Annotated in this window: 24 protein-coding genes; 17 read left to right on the forward strand and 7 right to left on the reverse strand. The window is 68.5% G+C overall.

Going from position 1 to position 24,453, the window contains the following annotated elements; translation table 11 throughout:
• Positions 1–21 precede the first annotated feature (21 nt).
• Complete coding sequence (locus AC1DJH_RS03585) at positions 22–942, reverse strand: polyprenyl synthetase family protein (protein WP_478184731.1); 921 nt, start codon at positions 940–942, stop codon at positions 22–24.
• Positions 939–1,205, reverse strand: coding sequence for an exodeoxyribonuclease VII small subunit (gene xseB, locus AC1DJH_RS03590; protein WP_435435415.1), 267 nt, complete (start codon positions 1,203–1,205; stop codon positions 939–941). The genes AC1DJH_RS03585 and xseB overlap by 4 nt, the downstream gene beginning before the upstream one ends.
• Positions 1,206–1,386: 181 nt before the next feature.
• Here xseB and AC1DJH_RS03595 point away from each other — a divergent pair, with 181 nt between their 5' ends.
• The 8 genes from AC1DJH_RS03595 to AC1DJH_RS03630 all read left to right on the forward strand — a co-directional run bounded on the left by AC1DJH_RS03595 (position 1,387) and on the right by AC1DJH_RS03630 (position 10,146).
• Complete coding sequence (locus AC1DJH_RS03595) at positions 1,387–2,532, forward strand: aromatic ring-hydroxylating oxygenase subunit alpha (protein WP_435483208.1); 1,146 nt, start codon at positions 1,387–1,389, stop codon at positions 2,530–2,532.
• An 88-nt stretch (positions 2,533–2,620) separates the two neighbouring features.
• Positions 2,621–3,553 (forward strand): DMT family transporter, encoded by a 933-nt coding sequence (locus tag AC1DJH_RS03600; RefSeq protein WP_478184732.1) that lies wholly within the window; start codon positions 2,621–2,623, stop codon positions 3,551–3,553.
• Between the two features lie 86 nt (positions 3,554–3,639).
• A complete protein-coding gene (locus AC1DJH_RS03605; protein WP_478184733.1) occupies positions 3,640–4,548 on the forward strand; it encodes a sulfurtransferase in 909 nt (302 codons plus the stop codon).
• A complete protein-coding gene (locus AC1DJH_RS03610; protein ID WP_478184734.1) occupies positions 4,545–5,138 on the forward strand; it encodes a DUF2796 domain-containing protein in 594 nt (197 codons plus the stop codon). The genes AC1DJH_RS03605 and AC1DJH_RS03610 overlap by 4 nt, the downstream gene beginning before the upstream one ends.
• 4 nt (positions 5,139–5,142) lie before the next feature.
• On the forward strand, positions 5,143–5,898 hold the full coding sequence (locus AC1DJH_RS03615; RefSeq protein WP_435483204.1) for an ABC transporter ATP-binding protein: 756 nt from the start codon (positions 5,143–5,145) through the stop codon (positions 5,896–5,898).
• Entirely contained in the window at positions 5,895–7,157 is a 1,263-nt protein-coding gene (locus tag AC1DJH_RS03620) for an ABC transporter permease (protein ID WP_472117918.1), read from the forward strand. Before AC1DJH_RS03615 ends, AC1DJH_RS03620 begins: the two co-directional genes overlap by 4 nt.
• Positions 7,158–7,160: 3 nt before the next feature.
• Positions 7,161–7,802: a DUF3299 domain-containing protein gene (locus AC1DJH_RS03625; protein ID WP_478184735.1), complete on the forward strand. Its 642-nt coding sequence runs from the start codon at positions 7,161–7,163 to the stop codon at positions 7,800–7,802.
• Positions 7,803–7,974: 172 nt separating this feature from the next.
• Positions 7,975–10,146, forward strand: a complete 2,172-nt coding sequence (locus AC1DJH_RS03630; RefSeq protein ID WP_478184736.1) for a DUF3300 domain-containing protein — start codon at positions 7,975–7,977, stop codon at positions 10,144–10,146.
• Between the two features lie 111 nt (positions 10,147–10,257).
• On the opposite strand, the gene AC1DJH_RS03635 is transcribed toward AC1DJH_RS03630, so the two are convergent.
• From AC1DJH_RS03635 to AC1DJH_RS03645, 3 genes are all read right to left on the reverse strand, one after another.
• Positions 10,258–10,941: an HD domain-containing protein gene (locus tag AC1DJH_RS03635; protein ID WP_478184990.1), complete on the reverse strand. Its 684-nt coding sequence runs from the start codon at positions 10,939–10,941 to the stop codon at positions 10,258–10,260.
• A gap of 91 nt (positions 10,942–11,032) precedes the next feature.
• The gene (locus AC1DJH_RS03640) at positions 11,033–11,743 is read right to left on the reverse strand and encodes a nitroreductase (protein ID WP_478184737.1); all 711 of its coding nucleotides are present in this window, start codon (positions 11,741–11,743) and stop codon (positions 11,033–11,035) included.
• Positions 11,744–11,746: 3 nt separating this feature from the next.
• A complete protein-coding gene (locus AC1DJH_RS03645) occupies positions 11,747–12,295 on the reverse strand; it encodes a 4-hydroxylaminobenzoate lyase (protein WP_478184738.1) in 549 nt (182 codons plus the stop codon).
• Positions 12,296–12,408: 113 nt separating this feature from the next.
• Between AC1DJH_RS03645 and AC1DJH_RS03650 the strand changes: the two genes are divergently transcribed.
• Positions 12,409–13,389, forward strand: a complete 981-nt coding sequence (locus AC1DJH_RS03650) for a LysR family transcriptional regulator (RefSeq protein WP_478184739.1) — start codon at positions 12,409–12,411, stop codon at positions 13,387–13,389.
• Positions 13,390–13,438: 49 nt separating this feature from the next.
• Here AC1DJH_RS03650 and AC1DJH_RS03655 read toward each other — a convergent pair whose 3' ends face one another.
• Positions 13,439–14,176 carry a helix-turn-helix domain-containing protein gene (locus tag AC1DJH_RS03655; protein WP_478184740.1) on the reverse strand — a complete coding sequence of 246 codons (738 nt, stop codon included), beginning with the start codon at positions 14,174–14,176 and terminating at the stop codon, positions 13,439–13,441.
• Positions 14,177–14,378: 202 nt separating this feature from the next.
• On the opposite strand from AC1DJH_RS03655, the gene AC1DJH_RS03660 reads away from it, so the two are divergent.
• From AC1DJH_RS03660 to AC1DJH_RS03695, 8 genes are all read left to right on the forward strand, one after another.
• Positions 14,379–15,548 (forward strand): NAD(P)/FAD-dependent oxidoreductase, encoded by a 1,170-nt coding sequence (locus tag AC1DJH_RS03660; protein ID WP_478184741.1) that lies wholly within the window; start codon positions 14,379–14,381, stop codon positions 15,546–15,548.
• A gap of 35 nt (positions 15,549–15,583) precedes the next feature.
• Positions 15,584–17,035, forward strand: coding sequence for a M81 family metallopeptidase (locus tag AC1DJH_RS03665; protein ID WP_478184742.1), 1,452 nt, complete (start codon positions 15,584–15,586; stop codon positions 17,033–17,035).
• A 57-nt stretch (positions 17,036–17,092) separates the two neighbouring features.
• Positions 17,093–18,688, forward strand: a complete 1,596-nt coding sequence (locus AC1DJH_RS03670; protein WP_478184743.1) for an ABC transporter substrate-binding protein — start codon at positions 17,093–17,095, stop codon at positions 18,686–18,688.
• A 74-nt stretch (positions 18,689–18,762) separates the two neighbouring features.
• Positions 18,763–19,698 carry an ABC transporter permease gene (locus AC1DJH_RS03675; protein ID WP_435483183.1) on the forward strand — a complete coding sequence of 312 codons (936 nt, stop codon included), beginning with the start codon at positions 18,763–18,765 and terminating at the stop codon, positions 19,696–19,698.
• A 13-nt stretch (positions 19,699–19,711) separates the two neighbouring features.
• Entirely contained in the window at positions 19,712–20,623 is a 912-nt protein-coding gene (locus tag AC1DJH_RS03680) for an ABC transporter permease (RefSeq protein WP_478184744.1), read from the forward strand.
• Positions 20,624–20,633: 10 nt separating this feature from the next.
• Positions 20,634–21,665, forward strand: coding sequence for an ABC transporter ATP-binding protein (locus AC1DJH_RS03685; protein ID WP_478184745.1), 1,032 nt, complete (start codon positions 20,634–20,636; stop codon positions 21,663–21,665).
• Positions 21,662–22,648 carry an ABC transporter ATP-binding protein gene (locus AC1DJH_RS03690; protein ID WP_435483181.1) on the forward strand — a complete coding sequence of 329 codons (987 nt, stop codon included), beginning with the start codon at positions 21,662–21,664 and terminating at the stop codon, positions 22,646–22,648. Before AC1DJH_RS03685 ends, AC1DJH_RS03690 begins: the two co-directional genes overlap by 4 nt.
• 13 nt (positions 22,649–22,661) lie before the next feature.
• Positions 22,662–24,119, forward strand: a complete 1,458-nt coding sequence (locus AC1DJH_RS03695) for an N-acyl-D-amino-acid deacylase family protein (RefSeq protein WP_478184746.1) — start codon at positions 22,662–22,664, stop codon at positions 24,117–24,119.
• Positions 24,120–24,125: 6 nt separating this feature from the next.
• Here AC1DJH_RS03695 and AC1DJH_RS03700 read toward each other — a convergent pair whose 3' ends face one another.
• Positions 24,126–24,341 carry a hypothetical protein gene (locus AC1DJH_RS03700; protein ID WP_435483179.1) on the reverse strand — a complete coding sequence of 72 codons (216 nt, stop codon included), beginning with the start codon at positions 24,339–24,341 and terminating at the stop codon, positions 24,126–24,128.
• Positions 24,342–24,453 lie beyond the last annotated feature (112 nt).

Consider the following 24,453-nt stretch of genomic DNA (forward strand, 5'->3'; position numbering starts at 1 on the left):
GGTGGTGTGTTCTTTTCTCTCTCAGCGGTCGCGGTCGACCACCATGTGGGCCAGTGCGCGCAAGGCGGCTGTATCGGCCAGGCCGCTCCTGTCGAGGGCGGCGAGCGCATCGGCGAGCAACTGGCGGGCCTGTGCGCGCGCGCCGTCCAGGCCCAGCAGTGAAACGTAGGTGGGCTTGTCGGCCGCGGCATCCTTGCCGGCGGTCTTGCCCAGGGTGTGCGAGTCGGCCACGACGTCGAGGATGTCGTCGACCACCTGGAACGCGAGGCCGATGGCCGCGCCGTAGTCGCGCAGCGCGACCAGCGCCGTGGGGGCGACGGCGCCGCAGGCCGCGCCCATCTCCACGCTGCCCTGCAGCAGCGCGCCGGTCTTCAGGCGATGCATTTCGCGCAGTTGCGCCTCGTTCAGCGCAACGCCCACGCTGGCCAGGTCGATCGCCTGGCCGCCGGCCATGCCCTGGCTGCCTGCGGCACGCGCGAGCAGGCGGCACAGCAGGGCCTGGGTGGCGACCGGAACTTCGTCGCCCTCGGGGGCCAGCAGCTCGAAGGCCAGCGCCTGCAGCGCGTCGCCGGCCAGCAGGGCGTCGGCCTCGCCGAACTTCACGTGCACCGTGGGCTTGCCGCGGCGCAGCACGTCGTTGTCCATGCACGGCAGGTCGTCGTGCACCAGGGAATAGGCGTGGATCAGCTCGGTGGCGCAGGCCGCGCGCAGGGCCGCGGCCGCGTTGCCGCCGACCGCTTCACTCGCGGCCAGCACCAGCAGGGGCCGCAGCCGCTTGCCGCCGTCGAGCACCGCATAGCGCATGGCGTCGCCCAGCAGCACGGGGGCATCGACGCCGACCCAGCGCGACAGCGCGGCTTCGACGCTCGCAAGGTGGGGGTCACTCCACGCGGCGAGGGTCTTGGCGTCCCAGGGGGACGGATTCATCGCGACGGCGCTCATTCAGCCGTCCAGACCTTCAGGCTGCCCGCGTCGAGCACCTTGATCTGGTCTTCGACCGCCTGCAGCTTGTCGCGGCAGAAGGCGAGCAGCACGGCGCCGCGCTGGTAGCTGCCGAGCAGCTGGTCGAGGGGCAACTGGCCCGACTCGAGTTCCGCCACCAGTTGTTCCAGTTCCTGAAGCCCGGCTTCGTAACTGGCGGGCAACGAGCCCGTATCGGGCGTGGCCGCCGGGCTGGACGTGGAAGGAGAAGGCACCTTGGGCATGCAAGCGAAACGTGGGTGAAACCGGGCATTTTAGGACGGGGACCAGATCGGGGGCCCCCGGGTACAATGCGAACTTCTCTCGTTGACCCCATCAACACCCCCTTCGGGCCGTCGAACACTCCTGGCGGCACCTCCGTTCCTTCCTTTTTTTCTCCCTGTGGGGAGCTTGGTCAGGTCCTCCATGTCTGATTTAAGTCTTCAACTGCAGCAGGCCACGAGCCAACTTCCAGTTTCCGCGTATTTCGACGAGGCCCTGTATGCCCGCGAAATGCAGAACCTTTTTGCGCGAGGGCCCCGCTACGTCGGCCATCGCCTGGCCGTGCCCGAAATGGGCAATTTCCACACCTTGCCCCAGGAACACCAGGGCCGCGCGCTCGTGCACACGCCCAAGGGCGTGGAGCTGATCTCCAACGTCTGCCGCCACCGCCAGGCCCTGATCCTTCGCGGCCGCGGCCAGCTCGACAACCAGACCGGCGGCAACATCGTCTGCCCGCTGCACCGCTGGACCTACGCTGCGAGCGACGCGCGCACCACCGGCACGCTGATCGGCGCCCCGCATTTCGATCGGGACCCCTGCCTGAACCTGCACAACTACCCGCTCACCGAATGGAATGGTCTTCTGTTCGAAAAGAACGCCGACGGTTCGGGCCCCGACGTGGCGGCCGACATGGCGGGCCTGGGCCCCCAGGCCGACCTCGACTTCTCGGGCTACGCGCTCGACCGCGTCGAGCTGCACGAGTGCAACTACAACTGGAAGACCTTCATCGAGGTCTACCTGGAGGACTACCACGTGGGCCCGTTCCACCCGGGCCTGGGCAGCTTCGTCACCTGCGACGACCTGCGCTGGGAGTTCAAGCCGCGTTATTCGGTGCAGACGGTGGGCGTGGCCAACCGCCTGGGCCGCGCGGGCAGTCCGGTCTACCAGAAGTGGCAGGAGCAGTTGCTCAAGTACCGCGACGGCAAGCCGCCCAAGTACGGCGCCATCTGGCTCACCTACTACCCGCACGTGATGGTCGAGTGGTACCCGCACGTGCTCACGGTGTCGACCCTGCACCCCGTGAGCCCGACGAAGACGCTCAACATGGTCGAGTTCTTCTACCCCGAGGAAATCGTCGCCTTCGAGCGCGAGTTCGTCGAAGCCCAGCAGGCCGCCTACATGGAAACCTGCGTGGAAGACGACGAGATCGCCGAGCGCATGGACGCCGGGCGCCGCGCGCTCATGCTGCGCGGCGACAACGAGACCGGCCCGTACCAGAGCCCCATGGAAGACGGCATGCAGCAGTTCCACGAGTGGTACCGCGTGGCCATGCAAGACACCACCGCGTGACGGCCGCCTTGCTGCCCGCAGCGAGGCACCATCCGGCAAGTCCCGGGGCAACCCGGGCACGTTTTTCCCCTTTCATGAAGTAGAGACGATGCAAGCGCTCTGGATGGTGCTCGGCGCCTTTTTGTTCGCCACGATGAGCGTGGTCGTGAAGATCGCCTCGGCGTGGTTCAACAGCGGCGAAATGGTGCTGGGGCGCGGTCTCATCGGCATCGTGTTCCTCTGGCTGCTGGCCCGCAACCGCGGCGTGGCGCTCGCCACGCAGTACCCGGGCATGCACGCCTGGCGGAGCACCATCGGCGTGATCTCGCTGGGCGCGTGGTTCTATGCCATTGCCCACCTGCCGCTGGCCACCGCCGTCACGCTCAACTACATGAGCAGCGTGTGGGTCGCGGCCTTTCTCATCGGTGGCGCGCTGCTGGCCTGGGTGCCCGTGCCCGGGCGCGACGGCCGCGTGGAACGCCCGCCGCTGCAAGGCATGCTGGCGATGACCGTGCTCGCGGGCTTCGTGGGCGTGGTGCTCATGCTCAAGCCCACGGTCAACGGCAACGAAGGCTTCGCAGGCATGCTGGGCCTGCTGTCGGGCCTGACGGCCGCCTTCGCCTACATGCAGGTGGTGGCCCTGTCGCGCATCGGCGAGCCCGAGCTGCGCACGGTCTTCTACTTTGCGGTTGGCTCGGCCGTGGCCGGGGCCTTTGCCACGGCGGCCACCGGGTTTTCGGGCGGCAGTTCGTGGACATGGCAGCATGCGCTGTGGCTGCTGCCGATCGGCCTGCTGGCGGCCCTCGGACAACTCTGCATGACACGCGCCTACGCCACCGCCAAGACCCAGGCCGGCACACTGGTCGTCGCCAACCTGCAGTACTCGGGCATCGTCTTCGCGGCGTTCTACAGCGTGGTGCTGTTCGACGACCGCATCGACGCGGCCGGCTGGGGCGGCATGGCCCTTATCATCGCCAGCGGCATTGCTGCAACTGTGTTGCGACAGCGGGCGGTGCCCAAGGCGCCAGCCGAGGAACACTGACACGCCAGCCGAGGACCATCGACACGCCGGCGGAAGAACATTGACCCCCGCGCCTTGCGCGCATCGACCAGCGAAGGACACACGACATGTACACCACCCTCATCAGCGTCGAACAACTCCAGCAGCTGCAGGCAGGCGACACCCCCTTCATGGTGTTCGACTGCACCTTCGACCTCATGAAGCCCGAATCGGGCGCGCAGCAATATGCCGCTGCGCACATCCCGGGCGCGCACTACGCCAACCTCGACACCGACCTGAGCGCCAGGCACGGCGTGCCCGGCGCGCACGGCGAAGTGGTCGTGGCGCAGGAAGACGGCGTGCCCGCCTCGGGCGGGCGCCACCCGCTGCCCAGCCGCGAGAAGTTCGCGCAATGGCTCTCCAGCATCGGCTTCGCCAATGGCATGCAGGCCGTGGTGTACGACCGCAACTGCGCCAACTACTGCGGGCGCCTGTGGTGGATGCTCAAGTGGATGGGCCACGACGCCGTGGCCGTGCTCGACGGCGGCCTGCAGGCCTGGCAGGCCGCGGGCGGCGAGGTCACCAGCCGCGAGGAGCCCGCGCGCTTCCAGTCGAACTTCGTCACGGGCGAGCCGCTTGCGAAGCTGGTCACCACCGACACCGTGGTGCGCCGGCTCGGCCAGCTTGACCAGAGCCTGATCGATGCGCGCGCCGGTGCACGTTACCGCGGCGAGGTGGAACCTCTGGACCCGATTGCCGGTCACATCCCCGGGGCCCTCAACCGGCCCTTCGCCGAGAACCTCGGTCCCGACGGCAAGTTCAAGCCGGCATCGCAATTGCGTGCCGAGTTCGAGTCGCTGCTCGCGGGGCGCGATGCGGCGAGCGTTGTCCACCAGTGCGGCAGCGGCGTGAGCGCCGTGCCCAACCTGCTCGCCATGCAGATCGCGGGGCTGGGGACGACCGCGCTCTATGCCGGCAGCTGGAGCGAATGGAGCAACACGCCGGGGCTGCCGACCCGGCAAGGCGCGCAACCATGACATTGACGAATCGACGAGTCCGCACCCTTCGACGCACCACCGGTCTCGCCCTGGCCGCCGCATGGTTCGCGGCCGCCCCGTTCCTCTCCGCACAGGCCCAGCAGCAGCACGCCCACGTGCACGGCCAGCTCAAGCTCGACGTGGCCATCGACGGCCCCACGGTGGTGATCGACATGGAGTCCCCGCTGGACAACATCGTCGGCTTCGAACGTGCCCCGAAGACCGACGCCGAGAAGAAGGCCGTCGAAGAAGCCGTTGCCCAGCTGCGCGCGGCCGACAAGCTCTTCATCGTCGACCCGGCCGCCAACTGCAAGCTCGGCCCGGTCGACCTGCGTTCCGGCGCGCTGGGCCTGGGCAACCCCGACCCCAGCGAGCCCGCCGGCCATGCCGATCTGGACGCCACCTTCTCCTTCAACTGCACCAGCGCGGCCGCCGCGAGGTTCATCGACGTGAACCTGTTCACCGCGTTCAAGGGCCTGCGCCAGATCGACTCGCAGATCGCCTCCGCACAAGGCCAGTTCAAGCGCCAGCTGAAGCGCCCGGCCGGCGCGCAGGCCGCGCAGCCCGCCCGCCTGAGCTGGGGCAAGTGACACTGTGAGCACCGTCCCCGAGGCTGTGACAGCCGAGACGTCGCCCCTGCGCGTCGTGCTCGCCGCCGAAGCGCTGCGCTTCACATGGCCCGGCGTGAAGACGCCGTGCATCGACATCGAGGCCTTCCGCATCGCCGCCGGCGAGTCGGTGTTCCTGCACGGCCCGAGCGGCTGCGGCAAGAGCACGCTGCTGTCGCTGCTGGCCGGCGTGCTGGTGGCCGACGAAGGGCGCGTCACGCTGCTGGGCCACGACTGGTCCAAGCTCTCGGGCGCCGCGCGCGACCGCAGCCGTGTGGCGCACGTGGGCTACATCTTCCAGCAGTTCAACCTGCTGCCTTACCTGAGCGTGCTCGACAACGTGCTGCTGCCCTGCCGCTTCTCGGCAAGACGTGAGGCGCAGGCCGCGCGCAACGGCAGTTCGCGCGAGGCCGCCGAGCACCTGCTCGACCAGATGGGCCTGGACCGCAACCTGTGGAAGCGCCAGGCGCTGCAACTGTCCGTGGGCCAGCAGCAGCGCGTGGCCGCGGCGCGCGCGCTCATCGGCCAGCCCGAAGTGGTGATTGCCGACGAGCCCACCTCGGCGCTCGACGAAGACCGGCGCGAAGCCTTCCTCGACGTGCTGCTCACCGCCTGCGTGGAGAACCGCAGCGCGCTCGTCTTCGTGAGCCACGACCAGCGCATCGCGCAGCGCTTTGCGCGGCACGTGCTGCTGCCCGAGATCAACCGCGCAGCAACGAGCGCCATGGCGGTGGACGCATGAAGGCGCTCTTCTCGATTGCCTGGCGCAGCGCATGGAACCGGCGCTTCACGCTCGCGCTCACCGTGTTCTCCATTGCGCTGTCGACCTTCCTGCTGCTGGGTGTGGAGCGCATCCGCACCGAGCTGCGCGAGAACTTCGCTTCGTCCGTCTCGGGCACCGACCTGATCGTGGGCGCGCGCACCGGCTCCACGCAGCTGCTGCTGTACTCGGTGTTCCGCATCGGCGCGGCCACCAATAACATCTCGTGGAAGAGCGTGCAGGCGCTGCAGGCGCACCCGGGTGTCGACTGGGTGGTGCCGCTGTCGCTGGGCGACTCGCACCGCGGCTTCGCGGTGCTGGCCACGTCGCCCGAGTACTTCACGCGCTTTCGCTACGGCGACAAGCAACTGCTGAAGATGCGCGAAGGCAAGCCCTTCAGCGAACTGTTCGACGCGGTGGTGGGTGCCGAGGTGGCCGACAAGCTCGGCTACCACGTGGGCCAGAAGATCACGCTGGCACACGGCAGCGGCGAGCTCAACGTGGCCGAGCATGCGGACAAGCCCTTCACCGTGGTCGGCGTGCTCGCGCGCACCGGCACGCCGGTCGACCGCACCGTGCACATCGGCCTGGCCGCCATGGAAGCCATTCACCTCGAGTGGGTGGGCGGCGCGCCGATGCCGGGCGTGCACATTCCGGCCGAGCAGGTGCGCAAGTTCGACCTCACGCCTAAGAACGTGACGGCCGCGCTGGTGGGCCTGAAGAACCGCGCGGCGGTGTTCGGCGTGCAACGCTGGATCTCCACCTACACCGGCGAGCCGCTCATGGCCATCCTGCCCGGCGTGGCACTCGACGAGCTGTGGAGCGTGATCGGCATCGGCGAGAACGCGCTGCTGCTGATGTCCGCGCTGGTCGCGCTGGTGAGCCTGGCCGGGCTGGTGTCGGTCGTGATGGCCGGCCTGAACGAACGCCGCCGCGAACTCGCCGTGCTGCGCGCCGTGGGCGCGGGCCTGCGCCACGTGCTGGCCCTGCTTGCGCTCGAAGGCGCCATGGTCACCGTGCTGGGCGTGGCCTTCGGCGTGGTGATGGCGGTGCTGGGCATTGCCCTGCTCTCGCCATGGCTGCAGGCGCAATTCGGGCTGACACTGAGCCTTTCCGAACCTACACTGAACGAATGGCTGCTGATGGCAAGCCTGCTGGCCGCCGGATGGCTGGCAAGCCTGCTGCCCGGCATCCGCGCCTACCGCCTCTCTCTTGCCGACGGCCTCTCGCCGAGGATCTGAACCATGCACATCGCAAACGCATCGAACTCCTCCAAAGCTTTCACACGGCTTTCAATGCTGATTGCCGGCGCCGGCCTCGCCGCTGCCGCCTGGGCCGCCGAGCCCTCCCCCAAGGACACCACCGCCACCAACCCGCTGGGCGGCAAGGCGGCAGCCCCTGCAGCCGCCGCCAAGCCCGCCGCGGGCCAGGCGCGCCAGATCACCTGGGAAGAGCTGGTGCCCAAGGACTGGGACCCGGCCAAGGAGTTCAAGGGCATGGACCTGAGCGCGCTGGACGACGGCGACCCGCGCGCCAACGAGCTGCTCATGAAGATGCAGGAGGTGTCGAACAACGCACCGACCAACCCGTCGATGAACGGCGTGGAAGTGAAGATCCCGGGCTTCATCGTGCCGCTCGAAGAGGCCAAGGGCGAGGTCACCGAGTTCCTGCTGGTGCCCTACTTCGGCGCCTGCATCCACACCCCGCCGCCGCCGGCCAACCAGATCCTGCACGTGGTGCCGCAAAAGGGCGCCAAGTTCCGCGCCATGGACACCGTGTGGGTCACCGGCAAGCTGCAGACCCTGCGCAACGATTCGATGATGGGCGTGAGCGGCTATCACGTGAGCGCCGCCAACGTCACCAAGTACACCGGCGGCGCCAAGTAAGGCCAAGGCCCTGCAGCCCTTGGCCTCGCGCCTTGTGGCTGTACGCCGACAGCGTTGACGGCGCATCGCCGACACAGTCGGTTGCATCCACGGCGCAGGCTTTGTCATCGCCTGCCGCCGAGCACCGTTGAAAGAGTTCCGGGCCCGACGCCGGCGTCCTCATGGAACTCCGATGACAAACAACAACTTCGCCCCTCGCCTGCTGACGATCTCGCTGTGCATCAGCGCGCTCGTGCTCGCAGGCTGCGACAAGACCCCCGGCACGCCCGCAGCGGCTGCCGACCCGGCGACCTCGATGCCCGCGCCCTCGGTGCCGCAGACACCGGCAGCCGCTCCCGCGGCGCCCACGCCCGTGGCCTACACGCCGCCCTCGGCCGAACAGCTCTACCAGCTGGTCGCCCCCATCGCGCTCTACCCCGACAAGCTGGTGGCCCAGGTTCTGGCGGGCGCCACCTATCCCGAACAGATCACCGCCGCGCACGACTGGCTCGGTCAGAACCGCAACCTGAAGGCCGGCCCGCTGGCCGACGCGGCCAACCAGCAGGCCTGGGACCCGAGCGTGAAGTCGCTCACCGCCTTCCGCTCGGTGGTCGACCAGCTGGCGGGCAACATCCCGTGGACCACGGCACTCGGGCAGGCCTACTACAACGACCCGGCGGACGTGATGAACGCGATCCAGGTCATGCGCCAGCGCGCCTCGAAGGCAGGCCGGCTGAAGAACAACGACAAGCTGCGTGTGGCCAGCGCCTCGGCACCGCAGAACTACGCACCGTCGCCCGACATGCAGCCGGTGTACGGCGGCCCGGCCGTGATCGAGCCGCCGCCGCAGTACATCACCATCGAGCCGGTTCAGCCCGACCTGGTGTACGTGCCGGCCTATGACCCGCAGGTGATCTACGGCGCGTCCGAGCCGGTGTATCCCGGCTATGCGTATGCGCCGCCGGTGCAGGTGGCCCAAGGCTACAGCGGCGGCCAGCTGGCCGCGGCGGGCGCGCTTGCGTTCGGCGCCGGGGTGGTCGTGGGCAGCGCGCTCGAGCGGCATGGCTGGGGCTGGAACTCCTGGAACGTGAACTGGGGTGGTCCGCGCGGTCGTGACCGTGATCGCGACCGTGGCGCGCCGCCGGCCTTCGCACGGCCGGCCGTGGTCTACAACAACAGCACCTACGTGTCGCGCTCGACCACCGTGGTCAACAACGTGAACGAGCGCACCGTCTACAACAACAACGGCGGCGCACGCGGCGGCATGCCGCCCAACTTCGCGGCGGGGCCGGCCTTCGCGCAGCAACAGCAGGCGCAACAGCAACAGGCGCAGCTGGCCCAGCAGCAACAGCAGCGTCAGCAGCAACAACAGCAGCAACAACAGCAGCAAGCGGTGATCGCGCAGCAGCAGGCACAGGCGCAAGCTCAACAACAACAAGCCCAGCAACGCGCTCAGCAGCAACAGCAGCAAGCCCAGCAGCAGCAAGCTCAGCAACAAGCCCGGCAATTGCAGGTGCAGCAGCAGCAGGCGCGCGATCAACAGCAGCAAGCGCGACAGGCACAAATGCAGCAGCGCCAACAGCAGGACGCACAGCAGCAGATGCAGCAAGCCCAGCAGGCGCAACAACCGCGCGGCGGCAATCCGCAGCAAGAGCAGCAACAGGCGCGTGAGCAACAGCAGCGCGCGCAGCAACAAGCGCAGCAACAACAAGCCCAGGCGGAGCAGTCACGCCGGCAGCAAGCGCAGCAACAACAACAGGGTCAGCAACAGGCACGTGATCAACAGCAGCAGGCCCAGCAGCGCGCGCAGCAACAGGCACAGCAGCAACAAGCCCAGGCGGAGCAGTCGCGCCGGCAGCAGGCGCAGCAGCAACAGGGTCAGCAACAGGCGCGCGACCAACAGCAGCAGGCCCAGCAGCGTGCACAGCAACAGGCACAGCAGCAGCAACAGCAGCAGGCGCAGCAACAGCAGGTGCAGAACCAGGCGCGGCAGCAACAACAGGCCCAGCAGGAACAGATGCGCCAACAGCAGCAGGCGCAACAACAGGCCCAGCAAGCACAGCAGGCGGCAAGGGCGCAACAGCAACAGCAGCAACAGGCGATGCAGCAGCAACGCCAGCAGCAGCAGGCCGCCATGGCGCAACAACAGGCACAAGCCCAGCAGCGCGTGCAGCAGCAGGCCCAGCAGCAGCAACAGCAGGTGCAGCGCCAACAGCAACAGGCGCAGCAACAACAGCAGCACCAGCAACAACAAGCGCAGCAACAGCAGGCCCAGCAGCAACAGCGCCTGGCGGCCGCTGCAGCCGCCGCTCAGCAAAGGCGTCCTCCGGGCCGCCCGGGCGAACCCGGACAACAACCTCAATAAGGTCCGGCTGCGCGGCCTGTGACGCCGCCGTCACGATGATCTTGACGCGCAGGTCGGGCGCGGCCAGCCGCGCTTCGCAGGTGGCGCGGGCGGGCATTGCGTCGGCGGGCGCTACCCGTGGTGACCGCAGCCTCCCGGGCCGTGGTGGGTGCTAGCGCGCGTCCAGCTCGACCCGAGGATGATGCTGCACATGTCGGTCCGCCGAAAGGCTGGATCCTTGAACGCCAGCACGTCATCGTTGAACGTGCCGAAAGTGCTGTCGGGGCGGTGCTTCATGCCTTGGTAGAAGGCGTCGATGATGCCGTGCTGGAAGTCGGCCTCTCTCGGAAAGGCCGCGACCACGGCCTCGCGCTGCGCATCCGTGAAATGTTCGTAGCCGCGGCCCGCCACGTCCATGCCCGCCCCCGCCTGCAACAGGGCAATCTCGGGACGCATGAACTGCGGTATGCCGGGCGTGGTGTGCAGCGCGACGGCGTTCCAGACCGTCTCGATGTCGCTCGCGGCGATGCCGTGCCCCTGCAGGAAATCGCGTGCGGCGTTCGCGCCGTCCACCTCGAAGCGCAGCGGGCTGGTCTGGTAGCGCGCGGTGAGGCCGATGTCGTGGAACATGCAAGCCGCGTAGAGCAGTTCGGGGTCGAACTTCAACCCCGTGCGGCGACCCGTCAGGCCGCCCCAGCAATACACCCGCAGCGAGTGGTGGAAGAGCAGATCGCCCTCGGTGTCGCGAATGAGCTGGGTCGCTTCGCGCGCGATCTTGCTGTCGGGGATGCGCACCCCCTGGATTTCCTTGAGCATCATGGTGTTCTCCGATTGCTGAATCCACTGTCCGGACACGGCGTACGCGGCGTACGCGGCGTACACGGCGTACATGCGGCTTGCCGCGAAGTCATGGCGAAAACCCGAAGAGTCGCGTGAAGTCCTGCACGCGCTGCCGCGGCATCCTTGTCTGGTTCACCTCGGCCTGCGGGTCGCCGTAGCCCATGGACATGCCGAAGACGGTCACCTCATCCGCCGCCATGTGCAGGTGCGAGGCGATCACGTCGTGGAACTGTGCGAAGGCAACCTGCGGGCAGGTGTCGACGCCACGCGCCTTCGCCGCGATCATCACGGTCTGCGCGAACAGGCCGAGGTCGATCCAGCTGTGCGGCTTCAATCTGCGGTCGATGCTGAAGATCAGACCGACCGGCGCGTCGAAGAACGCGTAGTTGCGCTCGGTCTGGCGAGTGCGCGCCTCGGCGTCGCTGCGATCGATGCCGAGCGAAGCGTAGTAGCGCCCTCCGAAATCCGTCAGCCTCGCGCGGTACACGTCCGGCAACGGCTCGGGGAAGTGCGCGGGCGCAGGGACGGCTCCGGCGCGGGAAGCGCGGACCAGGGCGTCGGCCAATTCGTCCTTCTTGTCGCCGCTGACGGCGTACACCCGCCAGGGCTGGATGTTGGCGCCGCTCGGGGCGCATGCCGCATCTTCCAGGATCTCTTCCACGAGTTCCCGGCGCAGCGGCTGCGCCTTGAAGGCACGCACCGAGCGGCGCGAGCGCACGACGGTGGCGACGCATCTCGCGATCGCCTCCTGTGGCCATTCCGTTGCCGTGAGGTCCATGGGTCACTCCTGTGGTGCGTCGTGGTACGAGATCCGGCCGGAGGGCAGGAAGAACAGCGCGATCACGGCGCCGCCCCTGGCTTCGGGGTAGTGGTGGCTGCCTGGCGCCGGTGCGGTCCAGCCGCCGGTGCTCCAGCCGTTCGGCCCGTTCAGCGCGGCGCCGGCATTCATCGGCACGACCATGTTGAACTCGCCATAGGGATGGCCGTGGTATTGCCCGCGGAGCCGACGGTCGGAATGACCCTGCCTGTTCCCGGCGCTGTCCATGTAGACAGCCGTGATGCTGAAGTAGCGCGTGCGCTCGGAGGGCTCGGCGATGCGGCTGCGGCGATAGCCCGGGCCGTCGATCTCGACGTTCGCTGCCCATCCGTCCGCCACGCCCGCCCTCACCAGGACGGACAAGGCCTGGTAAAGCTCGCTTTGCGGCCCGTACTTCTGGTTCAACCAGCGTTCGACCGCGCTGCCGGCGGTCATGTCCTTCACTTCATCGAGGAAGGGGATGCAGCGCTCGATCAGCGCCTCCTGCGTGTGGATGAGGGTATCGGCCTTCATGGTTTCGTCTCCAGCTGAATGACTGAACGCGATCATGGGCGATGCGTGAAATGAATGGAACTGATGTATTTGCAGTTTCATAATGCACGCGGTTCAACTTGTGGAGCGAGATCATGAGCATCGGTCGTGTCGACCTGAACCTGCTGAAGGTGTTCGAGGCCGTCTACGAGGACCGCAGCCTGCTCCTGGCGGGCAAGCGCCTCAGCCTGACGCCGTCCGCGGTCAGCCATGCGCTGCGCAGGTTGCGCGAGCTCGTCGGCGACGAACTCTTCATGCGCACCGGAAAGGGCATGGTGCCGACCGGCCGTGCAACGGCGATGGCGCCGGGCGTGCGGGACTCGCTGCGCCGCATCGACGTCGTGCTCGGCGTGGAGCCGTTTTCTCCCGAGAAATCCAGGCGGCGCTTCGTCCTCGCGGCGAACGATCACGTGACTGCCGTGATCGTCGCGCCCTTGTCCCGCGAGCTGCAAAAGGTCGCACCGGGGGTGGAGCTCGTCATCCGGCCTTCCACGCGCCTGGACCTGGCCGAACAGATCGACCTGGGGCGCATCGACCTGGCGATCGGCATCTTTTCGCAGATCCCGCCTCGCCTGAACTCACGAACGCTGATGTCCCAGGGCGAGGCCATCCTGATGCGCAAGGGACACCCCGCTTCCCGCAGGAAGCTGACGCTGCGCGACCTGGCGAAGTACCCCCTCGTCACGCTGTCCGTCGGCGGGGAGGAGGAAGGTGCGGTGGGGGGCTTCATCGTCGAACGCGGCCTCGCACGCCAGTCGGAGATGTTCGACAGGCATGCGCTGGAGGAGGCGCTCCTCGAGTCGAAGGAGGTGCCGCGTTCCAGGGTCACCGTCCCGCACTCGCTCGCCATTCCCGCGCTGCTTCGCGACAGCCACATGCTCTCCGTCGTGCCCGCGTCCCTGGCCGTGGCGCTCACGAAAAGCGGCGATCTGGTTCGCCGACAACCGCCGTACGCAGTTGCGACGTCGGTCACGCGTGCGGTCTGGCACGGGCGCGACGAGCACGACGTGGGTCACGCATGGATGCGGGAGCTGGTCGCGCAGGCAGCTCGGATGGCGGAAACAGCCCCCGGATAGCGCGGCCTTCGCCTGCGTGTTCGGCTGCGGCTGAAGCGAAGGCGCCAGCTCAGCCCTTGCCGCCGCGCGGCGCGTTCTTCGGCGCGTTCTTCGGCACTTTCTTCGGCGCCGCCAGCTTGCGCACCGGCTTCAGCGCAGGCGCCTCGCGCGCGGACTGCATGTGCTCGCTCTCGCCGATCGTCATGCCGATGATGCGCGCCAACTGCCGGCTCACGCTCACGTACGCATGGCCCAGGCGGCTGTCGAAGTACAGCGAGTCGCCGCGCCCCAGGCGCACCACCTCGCCGTTGTCGAAGTGCACGTCGATCTCGCCCGACAGCACATAGGCGAACTCTTCGCCCGCGTGCCGCACGAAGTCTTCCGGCCCGTGCACCTGCCGCGCATGCACGGTGCCGACGATCGGGCTCATCTGCTTGCCCGCCGCCGTGGTGCCCAGGAACTCGTAGGCGATGGCCAGGCCGCGGTACACCACGCCCTTGCCCGCGCGCGTGACCACCGGCCCGTCGAACTGCGCGGGCTTGACGCCGGCGCCCGCGAACATCGCGTTCATGTCCATGTCGAGCGCGCGGCCCAGCGCCGTGAAGTTCTCGTAGCCCAGCGCCAGTTGCCCGCGCTCGGCGCGCGAGATGGTGGTGATCGACACGCCCGAGCGCTCGGCCAGCTCCGCCAGCGTCCAGCCGAAACGCTTGCGCGCGGTGCGCAGGCGATGGCCGAATGTGGTGCGGTCCAGGGTGGGCGGCTGCTCCTTGGGCCTGGTTGCCGGCTTGGTCCCTGTGTGTGGATTCACGCGCGTCTTTCTCTGGTGGTGCAGGCAGATTCTGCCAGTCCGGCGCGCGCCATTGCTGGCGACCCGCTCAACGCGGGCGCAGAAATTGCGTATGCGCAAATTGCGTGAACGCAAATTTCACCGGCGTGGTGCACCATGGTTTCCCCTCGGAGCCTCTGATTTGATTTGCGTATCCGCAAAATTGTTCCTACACTTTTCGCCGATGACTTCTCCAACACCCACACCCATCGTGGCCGACTTCCTCGTGATCGGCGGCGGCATTGCCGGGGCTTCGGCGGCCCACTGGCTGGCACCGCATGCCCGCGTGATCCTGCTCGAGCGCGAGTCCCAACCCGGCTACCACTCCACCGGCCGCTCGGCCGCCCTGTTCATGGAAAGCTACGGCACGCAGCAGGTGCGCGCCCTCACCATGGCGAGCCGCGCCTTTCTCGAACACCCGCCCGAAGGCTTCGCGGAACACCCGCTGCTCACGCCGCGCGGCGCCATGATGGTCGCGGGCGCCGGGCACATGGCCGAGCTCGAAGCCCACTGGGAGGTGCTGCGCGCCATGGACACCGGCGCCTCGCGCCTGAGCGGTGAGCAGGCGCGCGAGATGGTGCCGGTGCTGCGCCCCGACCAGGTACTGGGCGCGGTGTACGAACCCGACGCGGCCGACATGGACGTGCACGCCATCCACCAGGGCTACCTGCGCGGCATGCGCAGGGCCGGCGGCAAGCTGGTGTGCGATGCGGGCGTGACGGCCATCGAGCGTGCGGGCGAGCTCTGGCGCGTGACGGCCGGCGGCGCCGTGTACGAGGCCCCGGTGGTGCTGAACGCGGCGGGCGCCTGGGTCGACGCCGTCGCGCGCATGGCGGGCGTGCCGCCGCTGGGCATCGAGCCGCGCCGCCGCTCGGCCTTCATCTTCTCGCCGCCCGAAGGCGAAAGCGGCGCCAACGTGGCGCACTGGCCCATGGTGTTCGGCGCCGACGAGGGCTGGTACATCAAGCCCGACGCCGGCATGCTGCTCGGCTCGCCGGCCAACGCCGACCCGGTCGAGCCGCAGGACATCCAGCCCGAGGAGATGGACATCGCCATCGCCATGCACCGCATCGAGGAGGCGACCACGCTCACCATCCGCCGCCCCACGCGCACCTGGGCCGGCCTGCGCTCCTTCGTGCCCGATGGCGACCTCGTCGGCGGCTTCGAGCCTGGCGCGCCCGGCTTCTTCTGGGTGGCGGCGCAAGGCGGCTACGGCATCCAGACCTCGGCCGCCATGGGCGAGGCCTGCGCGGCGTTGGCACGCGGACTGCCGCTGCCCGAGCGCATCGCCGGCTTCGGTCTCACGGCCGAGATGCTGGGTCCGCAGCGCCTGCGCGCGGCCACCGCCGGCTGAGCGTTCACAAAAAACAAACATCACGAGAGCCCTCCATGCGTGTCTTCAGTGCCTCCCTTGCCACCGAAACCAACACTTTCGGCCCGATGCCCACCGGCATCGCCTCCTTCAAGGACCGCGGCTACTTTCCCGCCGGCCAGCATCCCGATGCATTGACGATCTACTCGGGCCCGCTGTGGGCCGCGCGCATCCGCGGCAAGGAAAAGGGCTGGACGCTGCTCGAAGGCATGGTCGCGGGCGCGCAGCCCAGCGGCATCACCACGCGCCATGCGTACGAGACGCTGCGCGACGAAATGCTGGACGACCTGCGCGCGGCCCTGCCGGTCGACATGGTGCTGCTCGGCCTGCACGGCGCGATGGTGGCCGACGGCTACGACGACTGCGAAGGCGACATGCTGGTGCGGGTGCGGCAGATCGTCGGGCCCGACGTCATCGTGGGCGCGGAGCTCGACCCGCACAACCACCTCACGCCCGCGATGGTGGACAACGCGAACGTGATGGTCTCGTTCAAGGAGTACCCGCACACCGACGTGCTCGAACGCGGGCTGGAGCTGGTCGACATCTGCGCAGCGGCGGTCGAAGGCAAGGTCAAGCCCGTGGCCGCGATGGTGGACTGCGACATCATCGTCACCGTGCACACCTCGCGCGAACCGGCGCGCAGCTTCGTGCAGCGCATGCAGGCGCTGGAGGGGAAAGACGGCGTGCTTTCGGTCTCGCTCACGCACGGCTTCTCGTGGGGCGACGTGCCCGAGATGGGCACCAAGGTGCTCGTGTACACCGACGGCGACCAGGCGAAGGCCGACGCACTCGCGCGCCAGCTGGCCGACGAGGTGATCGCCATGCGCGACGGCCTCACGGTGAACTACCCGGGCATCGACGCTTCGCTCGACGAGGCGCTGGCCTTCGACGGCGGCCCGGTGGTGCTGGCCGACGGTGCCGACAACCCCGGCGGCGGCGCGGCGAGCGACGCCACCTTCATCCTGCGCCGCATGCTGGAGCGCGGCATCACCAACGCAGCGCTCGGCCCCATGTGGGACCCGATTGCGGTGCGCATCGCCTTCGACGCGGGCGTGGGCGCCAAGCTGCAGATGCGCATTGGCGGCAAGATCAGCCCGCTCTCGGGCGACCCGCTGGACCTGGCCTGCACGGTGAAGGCGCTGCAGCACGACCTGGTGATGACCGGCCTGTCGAACACGCCCACGGCGATGGGCGACTGCGCGCTGGTCGAGGTCGACGGCATCGAGATCGTGCTGATCACGCGGCGCAACCAGGCCATGGGCACCGACCTGTTCACCCAGCTGGGTTGCGACCTGGCCGCGAAGAAGATCGTCGTCGTCAAGTCGTCGCAACACTTCTACGCGTCGTACTCGAAGGTGGCAAAGCACGTGATCTACGCGGGCGCCCCGGGCGCCGTGACGCTGGACCTGACGACCCTGCCCTACCGCAAGGCACGCCTGCCCAAGTGGCCGATCGGCGTGGCGGCCTGAGTTCCTTCTTGCCCTGGTTCTTTTTTTCTTTTCGCCCCACCGACCGGAGATCCGACGATGAAACGACGAACGCTTGCCGCCCATGCCGCGATGGTTGCCCTGACCCTTTCAGCGGCTTGCGCCCTGAGCCTCCCGGCGCTCGCCCAGACACCGCCCAAGACCCTGAAGGTGGTGGCGCACGCCGACCTGAAGATCCTCGACCCGACCTTCACCACGGCCTACATTTCGCGCAACTTCGGCCACATGGTGTACGACACGCTGTTCGCGCAGGACGCCACGGGCAAGCCGCAGCCGCAGATGGTCGAGAAATACACCACCTCGAAGGACGGCAAGCAGTGGAGCTTCACGCTGCGCCCGGGCCTGAAGTTTTCCGACGGCACCGCCGTGACCTCGGCCGACGCCGTGGCCTCGCTGCAGCGCTGGGCCGCGCGCGACAGCCTGGGCCGCGCCATGACGGCCGTGGGCGCCGAATGGAAGGCCACCGACGCGCGCAGCTTCACGCTCACGCTCAACGAGCCCTTCGGCATGGTGCTCGACGCGCTGGCCAAGCCCTCGGGCTTTCCGCCGGTGATCCTGCCGGAGCGCATCGCCAAGCTGCCCGCCACCTCACCGCTCACCGAGGTCATCGGCTCGGGCCCCTTCATCTTCAAGCGCGACGAATGGGTGCCGGGCAACAAGACGGTGTTCGTGCGCAACCCGAACTACGTGGCGCGCAGCGAGCCGCCCAGTGGCCTGGCCGGCAGCAAGAAGACCACCTTCGACCGCGTCGAATGGCTCTACCTGCCCGACGCCAACAGCGCGGTGTCCGCGCTCAAGCGCGGCGAGGTCGACCTCATCGAGCAACTGCCGCCCGACTACATCGCACCGCTGCGCACCGACGCCGGCGTGAAGATCGGCGCCTTCGGCACCTACCAAGGCTTCCTGGTGATGAACCAGCTGCACCCGCCCTTCGACAACCCGAAAGTGCGCCAGGCGCTGCTGCAGGCCGTGAGCCAGGAACGCTTCGTGGCGGCCATGGGCTTTCCGCTGGACATGCGCATGGCCTACTGCGCCACCTACTTCATCTGCGGCAGCCCGAACGACACGGCCGCCGGCGCCGAGCCCTACCGCAAGGCCGACGTGGCCAAGGCGAAGAAGATGCTCGCAGACGCCGGCTACAAGGGCGAGAAGGTGGTGCTGATGGTGCCCAGCGACGTGCCCTACCTCAACGCCGAGGCGCTGATGGCCGCGCAGACCATGAAGAGCATCGGCATGAACGTCGACGCGCAGAGCATGGACTGGGCCTCCATCGGCGCGCGCCGCGCCAAGCGCGACGCGGCCGACGCGGGCGGCTGGAACATGTACGTCACCGTGGCCGGCGAGTTCGACGCCAACTCGCCCATCGCCAACGCCTACCTGGGCGCGGCCTGCGGCAACACGCTGCCCGGCTGGCCCTGCGACAAGCCGCTGGACGAGCTGCGTACCGCCTGGCTGAAGGAGACCGTGCCGGCCAAGCGCAAGGAACTGCTCGACGCCTTCCAGGCCCGCGCCTACGAGGCGGTGCCGTACATCAACGCGGGCCAGTACTCGGCCGCGTTCGCCGCGCGCGCCAGCCTCAAGGGGCTGGACAAGCTGTGGGCCGGCATGCCGACGGTCTGGATGCTCGACAAGTAGCCGCACCCTCGCGCAATCCCAAAGCCAGCACAACGCCAGCACAACGCCAGCCACCCCAGTTCAAGGGCACCGCCATGGGCTACATCCTTCGACGCTTTCTCTCGACACTCCCGGTCATGGCGGTCGTGGCCGTGGTGGTGTTCCTGCTGATCCACCTGTCACCGGGCGACCCGGCCGCGCTCATCGCGGGCGACCTCGCCACCACGGAAGACATCGAGAAGCTGCGCGCCGCGCTCGGGCTGAACCTGCCGCTGTGGCAGCAGTTCGGGCTGTGGGTGGGCAAGCTGTTCACGGGCGACCTGGGCACCTCGATCTTCACGCAGATGCCGGTCACGCAGCTGCTGGGGCAGCGGCTGGAGCCCACCGTGTCGATCGCGGCGCTCACCATGCTCATCACGCTGCTGGTGGCGGTGCCGCTGGGCACGCTCGCGGCCTACCGCGCGGGCAGCTGGATCGACCGGCTGGTGATGCTGTTCGCGGTGCTGGCCTTCTCGGTGCCGGTGTTCCTGGTGGGCTACCTGCTGGTCTACAGCTTCGCGGTGCAGCTGCCGTGGTTTCCGGTGCAGGGCTATGTGCACTTCGGCGAGAACCCCTTCGAGTGGCTGCGCTCGCTGGTGCTGCCCTGCGTGAACCTGGCGCTGGTGTACATCGCGCTGGTGACGCGCATGACGCGCGCCACCGTGCTCGAGGTGCTGCACGAGGACTACATCCGCACCGCGCGCGCCAAGGGCCTGGGCGTGCTGCCGGTGCTGGGGCATGCGCTGCGCAACGCGGCCATTCCCATCGCCACCACCATCGGCGCGGGCATTGCGCTCTTGATCGGCGGCGTGGTGGTCACCGAGACGGTGTTCGCCATTCCGGGCGTGGGCCGGCTCGTGATCGACTCGGTGCAGCGCCACGACTACCCCGTGATCCAGAGCGTGCTGCTGCTGTCGGCGGGCGTGTACGTGCTGATCAACCTGCTGATCGACCTGAGCTACCGGCTGTTCGACCCGCGCATCAGCTACTGAAGAACCCCACGCCATGTCCACGGTACTTCCCTTGCCTCCTTCCTCCGTCAACGACGAAACGCACGACGACGTGCACGACGAAACCCCTTTCGTGCCGCCGCGCTGGCGCTGGGTGCGCAAGCACCCGACGCTGATCGTCGGCGCGCTGCTGCTCATCGCGGTGGCCGTGCTGTCGCTGGCCGCGCCGTGGATCGCCACGCACGACCCGCAGGACATCGACCCGCTCGCGCGCATGCAGACGCCGTCGGCCGAGCACTGGTTCGGCACCGACGCGCTGGGGCGCGACGTGTTCAGCCGCGCGGTGTGGGGCGGGCGCGTGTCGATGATCGTGGGCGCCGCGGTGGCGGTGCTGGCCACCTTCGTCGGCGTCGCGCTCGGCCTGGTGTCGGGCTTCGTGCGCTGGGCGGACGGACCCATCATGCGGGTGATGGACGGGCTCATGGCCATCCCCGGCATCCTGCTGGCCATCGCGCTGATGGCGGTGACGCGCGCCAGCCTGACGACGGTGATCGTCGCCATCACCGTGCCCGAGATCCCGCGCGTGGTGCGGCTGGTGCGCTCGCTGGCGCTCACCTTGCGCGAGCAGCTCTACGTGGAGGCGGCGCACGCGGTGGGCACGCGGCTGCCGATGATCCTGCTTCGCCACGTGCTGCCGAACATCGTGGCGCCGCTGGTGGTGCAGGCCACCTTCGTGGCGGCCGCCGCGGTGCTGACCGAGGCCGCGCTGTCGTTCCTGGGCGTGGGCGTGCCCTCGCAAACGCCGAGCTGGGGAAACATGATGGCCGAGGGCCGCAACTTCGTGACCGTGGCGTTCCACATCATCCTGTACCCGGGGCTGCTGCTGGCGGCCACGGTGCTGGCCATCAACCTGCTGGGCGACGGCCTGCGCGATGCGCTCGACCCGCGCCTGGCGCGTCAACTGTGAGCGAAGCGCCATGACCCTCACCATGTCCCACACCGCCCTCGCCCCCGGCGAGCCGCTGCTCGAGGTCGACAACCTGCGCACCCACTTCCACACGCTGGCCGGCGTGGTGCGATCGGTCGACGGTGTCTCCTATACCGTTCGCGCGGGCCGCACGCTGGGCGTGGTCGGCGAGTCGGGCTGCGGCAAGAGCGTGACGGCGCTGTCGATCCTGCGGCTGGTGCCCACGCCGCCGGGCCGGCACATGGGCGCGGTGCGGCTGCGCGGCACCGACCTGATGCAGCTGAGCGAGCGCGAGATGCGGCAGATTCGCGGCAACCGCATCTCGATGATCTTCCAGGAGCCGATGACCTCGCTGAACCCGGTGCTCACCGTGGGCCGGCAGATCGCCGAGACGGTGCAGCTGCACCAGAAGGCCAGCCGCGCCGATGCGATGCAGCGTGCGGTCGAGATGCTGCGCGTGGTGCAGATCCCCGAGCCCGAGCGCCGCGTGAACGAGTACCCGCACCAGTTGTCGGGCGGCATGCGCCAGCGCGTGATGATCGCCCTGGCCCTGGCCTGCAACCCCGAGGTGCTGATTGCCGACGAACCGACCACGGCGCTGGACGTGACCATCCAGGCGCAGATCCTCGACCTCATCAAGCGGCTGCAGCAGGAGCTGGGCATGGGCGTGGTGATGATCACGCACGACCTGGGCGTGGTGGCCGAGAGCTGCGACCGCGTGGTGGTGATGTACGCCGGCAAGAAGGTGGAGGAAGCCGACGTGATCGACCTGTTCGACCGCCCGCTGCATCCCTACACGCGCGCGCTGATGGCCTCGATGCCCGCGATGAACACCGCGAGCACGCGCCTCACCGAGATTCCGGGGCTGGTGCCGGCCGCGCACGAGCTGGGCCGCGGCTGCGCCTTTGCGGCGCGCTGCAGCCATGCGCGCGAACGCTGCCGCGCCGAAACGCCCAAACTCACCCAGCAAGGCGGCGACCACGTGGTGGCCTGCTTTGCGGTCGAAGAACACTGGGCCGGTGCCGAGGAGATCGCCGCATGACGACCGTTGCAACGCCTCTGCTGCAGGTGCGCAACCTGCGCAAGCACTACATCTCGCCCAAGCGCTGGCTGCGGCCGGCCAAGCCGGCGATACAGGCGGTCGACGGGGTGTCGTTCTCGGTCGCGCGCGGCGAGACGCTGTCGCTGGTCGGCGAGTCGGGCTGCGGCAAGACGACCACGGCCAAGTCGGTCATGCGGCTGGTGGAGCCGACCTCGGGCTCGGTGGAACTGGAAGGCAAGGAGCTGCTGACGCTGCCGGCCGAAGACATGCGCATGCGCCGGCGCGACCTGCAGATCATCTTCCAGGACCCGTATGCGTCGCTGAACCCGCGCCTGACAGCGGGCGACATCGTGGCGGAGCCGCTGAAGAACTTCGGCATGGGCGCGGCGGCCGAGCGGCGTGAGCGCGTGCAGTGGCTGTTCTCGCGCGTCGGTCTGCGGCCCGAGGCCGCGAAGAAATTCCCGCACGAGTTCTCGGGCGGCCAGCGACAGCGCCTGGGCATTGCGCGTGCGCTGGCGCTGAACCCCAAGCTCATCGTGTGCGACGAGCCGGTGTCCGCGCTCGACGTGTCCGTGCAGGCGCAGGTGGTGAACCTGCTGATGGACCTGCAGGCGGAGTTCGGCATCGCGTACCTTTTCGTGGCGCACGACCTGGCGGTGGTGCGCCACATCAGCCACCGGGTGGCGGTGATGTACCTCGGGCACATCGTGGAGATTGCCGACCGCAACACGCTGTTCTCCGCGCCGCTGCATCCGTACACCGAGATTCTGCTGTCGGCCGTGCCCGTGCCCAACCCGCGCACGCCGGCGCGCCGCATGCTGCTGCAGGGCGATCCGCCGAGCCCCGCGAATCCGCCTTCGGGCTGCCGCTTTCACACACGCTGCCCGATGGCGCAGGCGGTGTGCAAGGCGCAGACACCCGCGCTGAGCGAACGTCCCTCGTCTTCCAGCGGCGGCCATTGGGTCGCCTGCCACTTCCGTTGAAAGCACCTCACCGATGACCGACAAGACACCCCACTACGACCTGCTGATTTGCGGCGGCACCGTCATCGACGGCACCAAGGCGCCGCGCTTCGACGCCGATATCGGCATCACCGGTGGGCGCATCGCCGCCATCGGAAAGCTCACGGGCCACACGGCCGAAAAGACGATCGACGCCACCGGCCGCATCGTCGCGCCAGGCTTCATCGACTCGCACACGCACGACGACCAGGCCGTGCTGTCGCAGGCGCAGATGCCGTTCAAGGTGTCGCAGGGGGTGACCACCGTGGTGGCCGGCAACTGCGGCATCAGCGCCGCGCCGCTGCGCACGGACATGGACCTGCCCATGCCGCTGAGCCTGCTCGACTCGCCCGCGGAAGGCCGCTTCACGACCTTCGCCGCCTACCTCGACGCGCTGCGCGCCACGCCCTCGTCGGTGAACGTGGCGGCCATGGTCGGCCACTCGACCCTGCGCGCCGTGGTCATGGCCGACCTCGACCGGCCCGCGAACGACACCGAGATCGCCGCCATGCAGGCGCTGGTCGAAGAAGCGATGCAGGCCGGCGCCATCGGGCTGTCGACCGGCACCTTCTACCCGCCGGCCGTGAAGGCCACCACCGAGGAGATCATCGAAGTCGGCCGCCCCCTCACCGCGCGCAAGGCGCTGTACGTGACGCACATGCGAGACGAAAGCGACCGCGTGATGGAGTCGCTGGAAGAAACATTCCACATCGGCCGCGCGCTCGACATTCCGGTCGTGGTGTCGCACCACAAGGTGCAGAACACGCAGAACTTCGGCAAGACCAAGGTGACGCTGCCCTTTATCAAGGAGGCGATGCAGCACCAGTGCATCGGGCTCGACTGCTATCCGTATACCGCGGGCTCCACCATGATCCGCACCGACCGCGGGATGATGGAAGGCCGCGTGCTCATCGCGTCGAGCGAGCCGCACCCCGAATGCGCGGGGCGCGACCTGAAGGACATCGCGGCCGAATGGGGCGTGTCGGGCGAAGAGGCGGCCGTTCGCCTGCAGCCCGGCAGCGCGATCTATTTCATGATGGACGGGGACGACGTGCAGCGCATCCTCGCGTTCGACGAGACCATGATCGGCTCCGACGGCATTCCGCTGGGCGACAAGCCGCACCCGCGCCTGTGGGGCACCTTCCCGCGCGTGCTGGGCCACTACAGCCGCGACGTCGGGCTGTTTCCCCTGGAGACGGCGGTGTGGAAGATGACGGGGCTCACGGCGCGCAACTTCGGCCTGCACGAGCGCGGCACGCTGAAGCCCGGCCACCACGCGGACGTGGTGATCTTCAACGCCGCGACGGTGCGCGACGCCGCGAACTACGAAACGCCGACGCAGCCGGCCGAAGGCATCGATGCGGTGATCGTGAATGGGGCGGTGACCTGGCGCGACGGTGCGCACAGCGGGGCGCGCAACGGGCAGGTCATCACGCGGCGGGACGCGGCCTGAGGCGCTTCAGTCGGGGGCGTTCATGACGCGGTCGAATTCTTCGTCGGCCGGCACGTTGTCGGCGTCGAGCTCGCTCGCATCCGTCAGGTCGATGCCGGTTTCCTCCGACAGGTCGTCGGAGCCTTCGTTCTCGGGTTCTTCGAAATCATCGGCGGGCGTGTTGTCTTCCTCGTCGTCCTCGGACGATGCGGCGGCACGCGCGGTGGCGTCGATGTTGTTCATGATCGGTTCCTCGGCTGATTGCTGACAGGCCCCCTATGGTGCGCCTGTTTCGGCCGTTGCGGCTCATCCGGCACGCAGCGTCGGTGTCGGAAAGTTTCCCGCCGCGCATGCA

It is taken from the genome of Variovorax sp. 10N412, assembly GCF_056394985.1.

Bases quoted from the DNA above. Each gene is read 5' to 3' on its own strand.
- AC1DJH_RS03585 (WP_478184731.1), bottom strand. From the start codon at position 942: ATGAGCGCCGTCGCGATGAATCCGTCCCCCTGGGACGCCAAGACCCTC.
- xseB (WP_435435415.1), bottom strand. From the start codon at position 1,205: ATGCCCAAGGTGCCTTCTCCTTCCACGTCCAGCCCGGCGGCCACGCCC.
- AC1DJH_RS03595 (WP_435483208.1), top strand. From the start codon at position 1,387: ATGTCTGATTTAAGTCTTCAACTGCAGCAGGCCACGAGCCAACTTCCA.
- AC1DJH_RS03600 (WP_478184732.1), top strand. From the start codon at position 2,621: ATGCAAGCGCTCTGGATGGTGCTCGGCGCCTTTTTGTTCGCCACGATG.
- AC1DJH_RS03605 (WP_478184733.1), top strand. From the start codon at position 3,640: ATGTACACCACCCTCATCAGCGTCGAACAACTCCAGCAGCTGCAGGCA.
- AC1DJH_RS03610 (WP_478184734.1), top strand. From the start codon at position 4,545: ATGACATTGACGAATCGACGAGTCCGCACCCTTCGACGCACCACCGGT.
- AC1DJH_RS03620 (WP_472117918.1), top strand. From the start codon at position 5,895: ATGAAGGCGCTCTTCTCGATTGCCTGGCGCAGCGCATGGAACCGGCGC.
- AC1DJH_RS03625 (WP_478184735.1), top strand. From the start codon at position 7,161: ATGCACATCGCAAACGCATCGAACTCCTCCAAAGCTTTCACACGGCTT.
- AC1DJH_RS03630 (WP_478184736.1), top strand. From the start codon at position 7,975: ATGACAAACAACAACTTCGCCCCTCGCCTGCTGACGATCTCGCTGTGC.
- AC1DJH_RS03635 (WP_478184990.1), bottom strand. From the start codon at position 10,941: ATGCTCAAGGAAATCCAGGGGGTGCGCATCCCCGACAGCAAGATCGCG.
- AC1DJH_RS03640 (WP_478184737.1), bottom strand. From the start codon at position 11,743: ATGGACCTCACGGCAACGGAATGGCCACAGGAGGCGATCGCGAGATGC.
- AC1DJH_RS03645 (WP_478184738.1), bottom strand. From the start codon at position 12,295: ATGAAGGCCGATACCCTCATCCACACGCAGGAGGCGCTGATCGAGCGC.
- AC1DJH_RS03650 (WP_478184739.1), top strand. From the start codon at position 12,409: ATGAGCATCGGTCGTGTCGACCTGAACCTGCTGAAGGTGTTCGAGGCC.
- AC1DJH_RS03660 (WP_478184741.1), top strand. From the start codon at position 14,379: ATGACTTCTCCAACACCCACACCCATCGTGGCCGACTTCCTCGTGATC.
- AC1DJH_RS03665 (WP_478184742.1), top strand. From the start codon at position 15,584: ATGCGTGTCTTCAGTGCCTCCCTTGCCACCGAAACCAACACTTTCGGC.
- AC1DJH_RS03670 (WP_478184743.1), top strand. From the start codon at position 17,093: ATGAAACGACGAACGCTTGCCGCCCATGCCGCGATGGTTGCCCTGACC.
- AC1DJH_RS03675 (WP_435483183.1), top strand. From the start codon at position 18,763: ATGGGCTACATCCTTCGACGCTTTCTCTCGACACTCCCGGTCATGGCG.
- AC1DJH_RS03680 (WP_478184744.1), top strand. From the start codon at position 19,712: ATGTCCACGGTACTTCCCTTGCCTCCTTCCTCCGTCAACGACGAAACG.
- AC1DJH_RS03685 (WP_478184745.1), top strand. From the start codon at position 20,634: ATGACCCTCACCATGTCCCACACCGCCCTCGCCCCCGGCGAGCCGCTG.
- AC1DJH_RS03690 (WP_435483181.1), top strand. From the start codon at position 21,662: ATGACGACCGTTGCAACGCCTCTGCTGCAGGTGCGCAACCTGCGCAAG.
- AC1DJH_RS03695 (WP_478184746.1), top strand. From the start codon at position 22,662: ATGACCGACAAGACACCCCACTACGACCTGCTGATTTGCGGCGGCACC.
- AC1DJH_RS03700 (WP_435483179.1), bottom strand. From the start codon at position 24,341: ATGAACAACATCGACGCCACCGCGCGTGCCGCCGCATCGTCCGAGGAC.